Origin of the sequence: Streptomyces bambusae (genome assembly GCF_019400985.1) — a bacterium.
In the GTDB taxonomy this organism is placed as follows: Bacteria; Actinomycetota; Actinomycetes; order Streptomycetales; family Streptomycetaceae; genus Streptomyces; species Streptomyces bambusae_A.
The window spans coordinates 1-7132 of the sequence record NZ_WTFF01000356.1 but is presented as its reverse complement, the minus strand read 5'-3'; the positions used below and the strand labels follow the sequence as shown (position 1 = coordinate 7132).

Sequence of the window (7132 nt, the reverse complement as noted above, 5' to 3'; positions counted from 1 at the left end):
GGGGGGGCGGGGCCCGGGGGGCCGGGCGAGACCCGACCGGCAGTGCCCGGCCCGCTCGGGCACTGCCGGTTCAGGTACGGCCCTCCCCCTCCTGGGCCACCTTCAGCTCCGGCGCCTCGGCCGCCCACTCGGCCAGCAGCACCGTGAACCCGGCGGCCCGCGCGGCCTGGCAGACCAGCTCGTCGTCGTCCACGAGCACCCGCACGTCCCGGCTCCGGGCGAGCCGCTGGAGCACCTCCAGCTTCGTCGTCCGGGCCGGGCGCCGGTCCTGGTTGCCGCGCATCCACACCCGCCCCTCGGGCAGCCCGTGCCGCTCCAGCCATTCCAGGGTGTCCGCGCGGCACCGCTCCGGGCGCCCGGTCAGGTACACCACCTCGCACTCGTGCGCACTCGCGAGCGCCAGCGACACCCCGTGGGTCAGCGGCGGGTCGTCCGGGGCAGCGCCGAAGAACCCCTTCCAGTCCCGCGGCCGCCTCTCCAGGAAGTGCTGGCGGTGCGCGGTGTCGGAGAGGGTGTTGTCGATGTCGAAGACGGCCAGGGGCCGCCGCCGTGCGCTGTCACTCATGCCCGCCAGCCTAGGTCCCGCGCCGACTGCCGCGGCCGCCCGGCCGGGCCCTGGGAATCCGTACGGCTCCCGGGCGTTGAACCCTGTGTGATTCCCGCCCTCTCGATACTCGACCGGTCCCGCACCCGCCAGGGCCATGACGCCCCGCAGGCCCTGCGGGACACCGTGGCCCTGGCCCGACGGGCCGAGGAGCTCGGGTACCGCCGGTTCTGGGTCTCCGAGCACCACAGCGTGCCGGGGGTCGCCGGTTCGGCCCCCACCGTGCTCGCCGCCGCCGTCGCCGGGGCCACCCGCGCCATCCGGGTCGGCACCGGCGGGGTCATGCTGCCCAACCACCGTCCACTCGTGGTCGCGGAGCAGTTCGGCGTGCTGGAGTCGCTCTTCCCCGGCCGGATCGACATGGGCCTGGGGCGCTCGGTCGGGTTCACCGGCGGGATCCGGCGGGCACTGGGCCGGGACACCGAGGACGCGGACCGCTTCGAGGAGCAGCTCACCGAGCTGCTCGGCTTCTTCGACGGGACCCAGCAGGCACATCCGCAGGTGCACGCCCACCCGGCCGAGGGGCTTCGGGTACCGCCCTTCGTCCTGGCCACCGGGGAGGGCGCGGGCATCGCGGCCCGGGCCGGACTGCCGCTGGTGGTGGGCGACCTGCGGGCGCGGGAGCGGGTGGCCGGGATCGTCGAGGGCTACCGCAAGGAGTTCCGGCCGTCTGCCTGGGCCGAGGAGCCGTACGTGGTGGTGGCCGGGACGGTCGCGGTCGCCGCCACCGAGGAGGACGCGCGGCGGATGCTGCTGCCGGAGGCCTGGGCGCTGGCGTACTCGCGCACCCGCGGCAGCTTCCCGGCGCTGGTGCCCGCCGCGGAGGTGGAACGGATGCCGATGAGCCCCAAGCAGCGCGAGCTGTACAGCTCCGCGCTCGCCGGGCACGTGTACGGCACCGAGGAGCAGGTGGCGGCCGAGCTCGGCCGGGTCGCCGAGGCCACCGGGGCGGACGAGCTTCTGGTGACGACCTCCACGTACGACCGGGAGGCCCTGCTGGACTCCTTCGCCCGGCTGGCCCGGCTGGCGGGCCTCCCGGGCCGATAGGGCACCGGACGGCCGTTCACGGCCGCGAATCAGGCCTGCCTTCCCTTCTTGCACGTGCAAGAAGGGGCGCGCGGTACGCAGGAGTCTCCGGTCGACCCCCTGAACATTTGATCTTCACCCTTGAAGGTGAAATCTCGGATCGGTTGACGGTCCGTGGCGGCACCCCGAGCCCTCCAGGACAGAAGCGTTATTCCGCGCTCCGGCCCGCGCTACCGGCCTTCGCCTCGGGGTTGACAGCGGTGGACAGATCATCGGCTGATTCCCTTTCCCATTTCGGCGTCCGCTGCAAGCTCCGACGGGACGTCACGTCTGCTGACCGAGGCGGTACATTCGGCACCCCGGCCGACGAGGGCCGGCACGCAAACGGCCCCGGGCGGTAGGACGCCCGGGGCCGTGGGCGAGCAAAGAGAAAGGATCACCTTGCTCCATCTGTTACGCCGATTTCTCCTCGCATTCCAGGCAGGGATCCCGGCGCTCCGTAAGCGGATTATTCCGCAGGTCAGCGACCGGCAAACAGTCCTGCGCGCCGTGTTCCTCGGCGTGCTGGCCCCGGTCTGCCTGGTCGGCGCCGTCTTCCTGCACCGGGAGGCCGGCCCCGACGCCGTCGGGACGGTGGACCTCGCCGTCAGCCTGACGGCGGTCCTGTTCGCCGTGGGCATCTGGCTGTCCCGGCGACGCCCGCGGCGCTGAGCCGCCGGTGGCCGGCGGCGTCCCGTCCCGGGACGCCGCCGGCCACCACACCTTCAGGGGACGGCGCAGGCGGCGGAACCTCTCTAGCATGGGCACACCGACCGACGTTGCCCGTGACCGGGCCGAGGGGGGACGGACGGATGCACCACGACGTGCGCAGGCCGAGCATCGCGCGGATCTACGACTGGCTGCTGGGCGGCGTCGACAACTACCCTGCCGACCACCGGGTGGGCGAGGACCTCCTCGGCATCGCGCCCGGCTGCCGGACCGTCGCGCTCACCAACCGCGCCTTCCTGCGCCGCGTCGTCCACACCCTCGCCCACGACTACGGCATCCGGCAGTTCCTGGAGCACGGCTGCGGGCTGCCGGCCCGCGACAACGTCCACGAGGTGGCCCAGGCCGTCGACCGGGAAGCCCGCGTGGTCTACGTGGACAACGACCCGCTCGTCGTCGCCCACGCCCGGACCCGGCTCGTGGAGAACCCGCGTACCGCCGTGGTCGCCGCGGACGTACGGGACACCGGGGCCATCTTCGGCAACCCCGCCGTACGCCGGCTGATCCGGCCCGGTGAACCGACCGCGGCCCTGTTCGTCTCGGTGGCGCAGTGCCTCGACGACGAGGACGTCACCCCGATGATCGAGCGGGTCAAGCAGCGGCTGGCACCCGGCAGCTTCCTCGTGGTCTGCCAGCTGACCAGCCCCTACCCCGAGGTCCGCGACCGGGTCACGAACCTGATGCACAAGGCCACCGAGGGCTCCTGGGGGCGACTGCGTGAGGAGCACGAGGTCCGCGGGTACCTCGACGGGCTCGAGATCATCGAGCCGGGCCTGGGCGACGTGGCGGACTGGCGGCCGGAGCGCAGGCCCACGCTGAGCAGCGCCGCCGCCGAACTGATCGCCTGGGGCGGGGTCGGCCGGCTGCCGGGTCAGGCCGCGAACATCGACGGGGACTGTACGAGCCGTTCCTCGTAGAAGGCGATCCGCCGGTCCAGCATGTCCAGGGTTCCCTCCCAGTCCAGCGCGCGCGAGTACAGCTCGTCCAGCACCTTGCGGTAGCGCCGGACGTGCTCGGGCGTGGTCACGTAGTCCGCGCTCTCCATCTGCTCCAGGTACACCAGCTCGCCGGGACCGCCGTCGGCGAACTCGAGGTGGGTCACTGGGAAACTCGGGGCCATGCCGACGTCGTCGTGCTCGTACGGCAGGACCCGGACGTGGATCTTCGGTGCACCTTCCCCCGCCACCTCTCGCAGGTGGCGCAGCTGCTCGCACATGACCTCCGGCCCGCCGATCGGCCGGTACAGCACGCTCTCGTCCAGGATCACAATGAACTCGGGCGGCCGGGGCCGGTCGAACAGCGCCTGCCGTTCGCGCCGCACGTGAACGTGCCGACTACGGTCGACCTGGTCGGCGCCCTCCAGGGCGAGCCCGACCAGCACCTCCGCGTACCGCTTCGTCTGGAGCAGGCCGGGCACCACGTACGTCTCGTAGGTGGAGATCCGTTTCGCCTGGCCTTCGAGGGAGATCAACCGGCGCAGGAAGTCGGGCGTGAGGTCCATGTACTTGCGACGCCGCTTGCTCTCGTCGCGGACCTGGCTCAGCAGCTCGTGGATCTCGTCGTGCCCGTCGGCGTCGAGGCCGTAGTGCCGGACGAGGTCCCAGACGTCCTTCTCCTTCGGGGGGCTCTCCCCGCGCTCCAGGCGGCTGAGCTTGGAGGAGGAGCCCCGGATGAGGACGGCCGCGTCCGCCAGGGAGAGGTTCGCGTCGCAGCGCAGTCTGCGCAGCCGCTCCCCCAGGAGCCGGGCGGCGACCCCGCGGCCGGCGGTGCTGGCGGAGGAACGGCCGACGGACATGCGTGCTCCTTGCTGGACTGCTGCGTGCTGACTGCCACCGCAGTCTGGATCTCGCATGCCCGCCCCTTCAAGCATTGGCCATGAATTGACCCTACGCGCGCACCTCATGGAGCCCGTCGAACTCGCCGGCTCCCGCACCCGCGACGAAAGCGGTCATCTCGTCCCGGGTGAAGACCAGGGCCGGACCGGCCGGGAAGCGCGAGTTACGGACCGCGAAATCCCCGCCCGGCAGGGCCGCCACCTCCACACAGTTACCGATGCCCGAACTGGCCGAGCTCTTCACCCAGCGCACCGCCGGAATGCTGTCCCCGGCCACACCGTTCTCGAAGCGCATGGAACCCACCTTTCCCATTTCCCATATGCACCCTCGTCGTCCGTCCCATATGCAATTGCGTAGGAGCGGATCGAGGGACGAGCGTAGCCAGCGGGCCCGGGCACGTAAGTCCCCCGAACGGGTGCCCCCACCCGAAGGGGGATGACCCGCACCCCCTAAACTGGGGCGAATGCACCAGTCCACCGACCCCTTCATCCGCGTCCGGGGCGCCCGGGAGCACAATCTGCGCGGCGTCGACGTGGACATCCCGCGCAACGCCCTGACCGTGTTCACCGGAGTCTCCGGCTCCGGCAAGAGCTCCCTGGCCTTCGGCACGCTGTACGCGGAGGCGCAGCGGCGGTACTTCGAGTCGGTGGCCCCCTACGCCCGCCGGCTGATCCACCAGATCGGGGCGCCCAAGGTGGACGCGGTCAGCGGGCTGCCGCCCGCCGTGTCCCTGGAACAGCGCCGGTCCGCGCCCGGCTCGCGCTCCTCGGTCGGCACGGTGACGCTGCTCTCCAACTCCCTGCGGATGCTGTACTCCCGGGCCGGCAGCTACCCGGCGGGCGCACCGCGGCTGGACTCCGACGCCTTCTCGCCCAACACCGCGGCCGGGGCCTGTCCCGCCTGCCACGGCCTGGGGCGGATCCACCGCACCAGCGAGGAACTGCTGGTGCCGGACCCGGGGCTGACGATCCGCCAGGGTGCGATCGCCGCCTGGCCGGGTGCCTGGCAGGGGAAGAACCTCCGCGACATCCTGGAGGTGCTCGGCCACGACGTGGACCGGCCGTGGCGGGAGCTGCCGGCGCAGGACCGCGAGTGGATCCTGTTCACCGAGGAGCAGCCGGTGGTGACCGTGCACCCGGTGCGGGACGCGGACCGGATCCAACGGCCCTACCAGGGCACGTACATGAGCGCGCACCGCTATGTGATGCGCACCTTCGCCGACAGCCGGAGCGCGACGCTGCGGGCCCGGGCCGAGAAGTTCCTCACCGACTCCCCCTGCCCGGCCTGCGCCGGGAGCCGGCTGCGCCCGGAGGCGCTGGCGGTGACCTTCGCCGGGCGGACGATCGCGGAGCTCGCGGCGCTGCCGCTGACCGGGCTGGACGCCGTACTGGCCGGTGCGGCCGGGGAGGACGAGGCGGCGCGGGTGCTCACCGCGGACCTGCGGTCGCGCATCGGGCCGGTCGTCGAGCTGGGACTGGGCTACCTCAGCCTGGACCGGACGGCTCCGACGCTGTCGGCGGGCGAGCTGCAGCGGCTGCGGCTGGCCACGCAGCTGCGGTCGGGGCTGTTCGGGGTGGTGTACGTGCTCGACGAGCCGTCGGCCGGGCTGCACCCGGCCGACACCGAGGCGCTGCTCGGTGTGCTGGACCAGCTGTTGGCGGCGGGCAACACGGTGTTCGTGGTGGAGCACCACCTGGACGTGGTGCGGCACGCGGACTGGCTGGTGGACGTGGGCCCGCTGGCCGGGGAGCACGGCGGGCGGGTGCTGCACAGCGGGCCGCCGGACGGGCTCGCGGGGTTCGAGGAGTCGGCGACCGCCCGGTACCTCTTCGACCGGCCGGCTCCCGAGCCGCGCCGGGTGCGGACGCCGACGGGGGCGGTGCGGCTGGAAGGGGTCACGCGCAACAACCTGAGGGAGGTCGACGCCGAGTTCCCGCTCGGGGTGTTCACGGCCGTGACCGGGGTGTCGGGGTCGGGGAAGTCCACGCTGGTGGGGCAGGCCCTGGCGGAGGCGGTGGCCGGGCGCATCGCGGAGGACGGCCCCGGGGCCGGCTTCCCGGTGCGGCGCCTGGTGGAGGTGGACCAGAAACCCATCGGACGCACCCCGCGGTCCAACCTGGCCACGTACACCGGGCTGTTCGACGTCGTGCGCCGGCTCTTCACGGCCGCGCCGGAGGCGCGGGCCCGTGGCTGGAAGGCGGGCCGGTTCTCGTTCAACGTGCCGGGCGGCCGGTGCGAGACCTGCACCGGCGAGGGCTTCGTGTCGGTGGAGCTGCTGTTCCTGCCCAGTACGTACGCGCCGTGCCCGCAGTGCGCGGGGGCGCGCTACAACGAGGAGACGCTCCAGGTGCGGTACGCCGGCCTGGACATCGCGGAGGTGCTGTCGCTGACGGTGGAGGCGGCGGCGGACTTCTTCGCGGACGTCCCGGCGGCGGCCCGCAGCCTGCGCGCGCTGGCGGACATCGGCCTGGGCTACCTGCGGCTGGGCCAGCCCGCCACGGAGCTGTCGGGCGGAGAGGCGCAGCGCATCAAGCTGGCGACGGAGCTGCAGCGGCTGCGCGGCGACCACACCCTGTACCTGCTGGACGAGCCGACGACGGGGCTGCACCCGGCCGATGTGGAGGTGCTGCTGCGCCAGTTGCACGGGCTGGTGGACGCGGGGCACACGGTGGTGGTCGTGGAGCACGACATGGACGTGGTGGCGGGCGCGGACTGGGTGGTCGACCTGGGCCCGGGCGGTGGCGCGGAGGGCGGCCGGATCGTCGCCGCGGGTACCCCGGCGGAGGTGGCCCGCACCCCGGGCAGCCGCACGGCCGGGTACCTGGCCCGGCGGCTGGAGGGGACGGCGTAGGGCCCGGGCCGGGTGATCGGGCCGGGGCCGGCGGGGCGGGCAGGCCGGACG

The 7132-nt window shown here is 73.2% G+C and carries 7 protein-coding genes; 4 read left to right on the top strand and 3 right to left on the bottom strand.

All coding sequences use genetic code 11. The features are described 5' to 3' along the window. Positions 1-70: 70 nt before the first annotated feature. Positions 71-565 (bottom strand): phosphatase domain-containing protein, encoded by a 495-nt coding sequence (locus GPJ59_RS31285; RefSeq protein WP_219671293.1) that lies wholly within the window; start codon positions 563-565, stop codon positions 71-73. Between the two features lie 87 nt (positions 566-652). On the opposite strand from GPJ59_RS31285, the gene GPJ59_RS31280 reads away from it, so the two are divergent. The 3 genes from GPJ59_RS31280 to GPJ59_RS31270 all read left to right on the top strand — a co-directional run bounded on the left by GPJ59_RS31280 (position 653) and on the right by GPJ59_RS31270 (position 3312). Then, on the top strand, positions 653-1651 hold the full coding sequence (locus GPJ59_RS31280; RefSeq protein WP_219671292.1) for an MsnO8 family LLM class oxidoreductase: 999 nt from the start codon (positions 653-655) through the stop codon (positions 1649-1651). Positions 1652-2179: 528 nt separating this feature from the next. Next, positions 2180-2341 carry a hypothetical protein gene (locus tag GPJ59_RS31275; RefSeq protein WP_219671291.1) on the top strand — a complete coding sequence of 54 codons (162 nt, stop codon included), beginning with the start codon at positions 2180-2182 and terminating at the stop codon, positions 2339-2341. Between the two features lie 140 nt (positions 2342-2481). Continuing rightward, the gene (locus GPJ59_RS31270) at positions 2482-3312 is read left to right on the top strand and encodes an SAM-dependent methyltransferase (RefSeq protein ID WP_219671290.1); all 831 of its coding nucleotides are present in this window, start codon (positions 2482-2484) and stop codon (positions 3310-3312) included. Here GPJ59_RS31270 and GPJ59_RS31265 read toward each other — a convergent pair. Then, complete coding sequence (locus GPJ59_RS31265; RefSeq protein ID WP_219671289.1) at positions 3267-4190, bottom strand: helix-turn-helix domain-containing protein; 924 nt, start codon at positions 4188-4190, stop codon at positions 3267-3269. The genes GPJ59_RS31270 and GPJ59_RS31265 overlap by 46 nt on opposite strands. Positions 4191-4281: 91 nt before the next feature. Beyond that, on the bottom strand, positions 4282-4524 hold the full coding sequence (locus tag GPJ59_RS31260; protein WP_219671288.1) for a DUF397 domain-containing protein: 243 nt from the start codon (positions 4522-4524) through the stop codon (positions 4282-4284). Between the two features lie 169 nt (positions 4525-4693). Here GPJ59_RS31260 and GPJ59_RS31255 point away from each other — a divergent pair, with 169 nt between their 5' ends. Beyond that, complete coding sequence (locus GPJ59_RS31255) at positions 4694-7081, top strand: excinuclease ABC subunit UvrA (protein ID WP_219671287.1); 2388 nt, start codon at positions 4694-4696, stop codon at positions 7079-7081. Positions 7082-7132 lie beyond the last annotated feature (51 nt).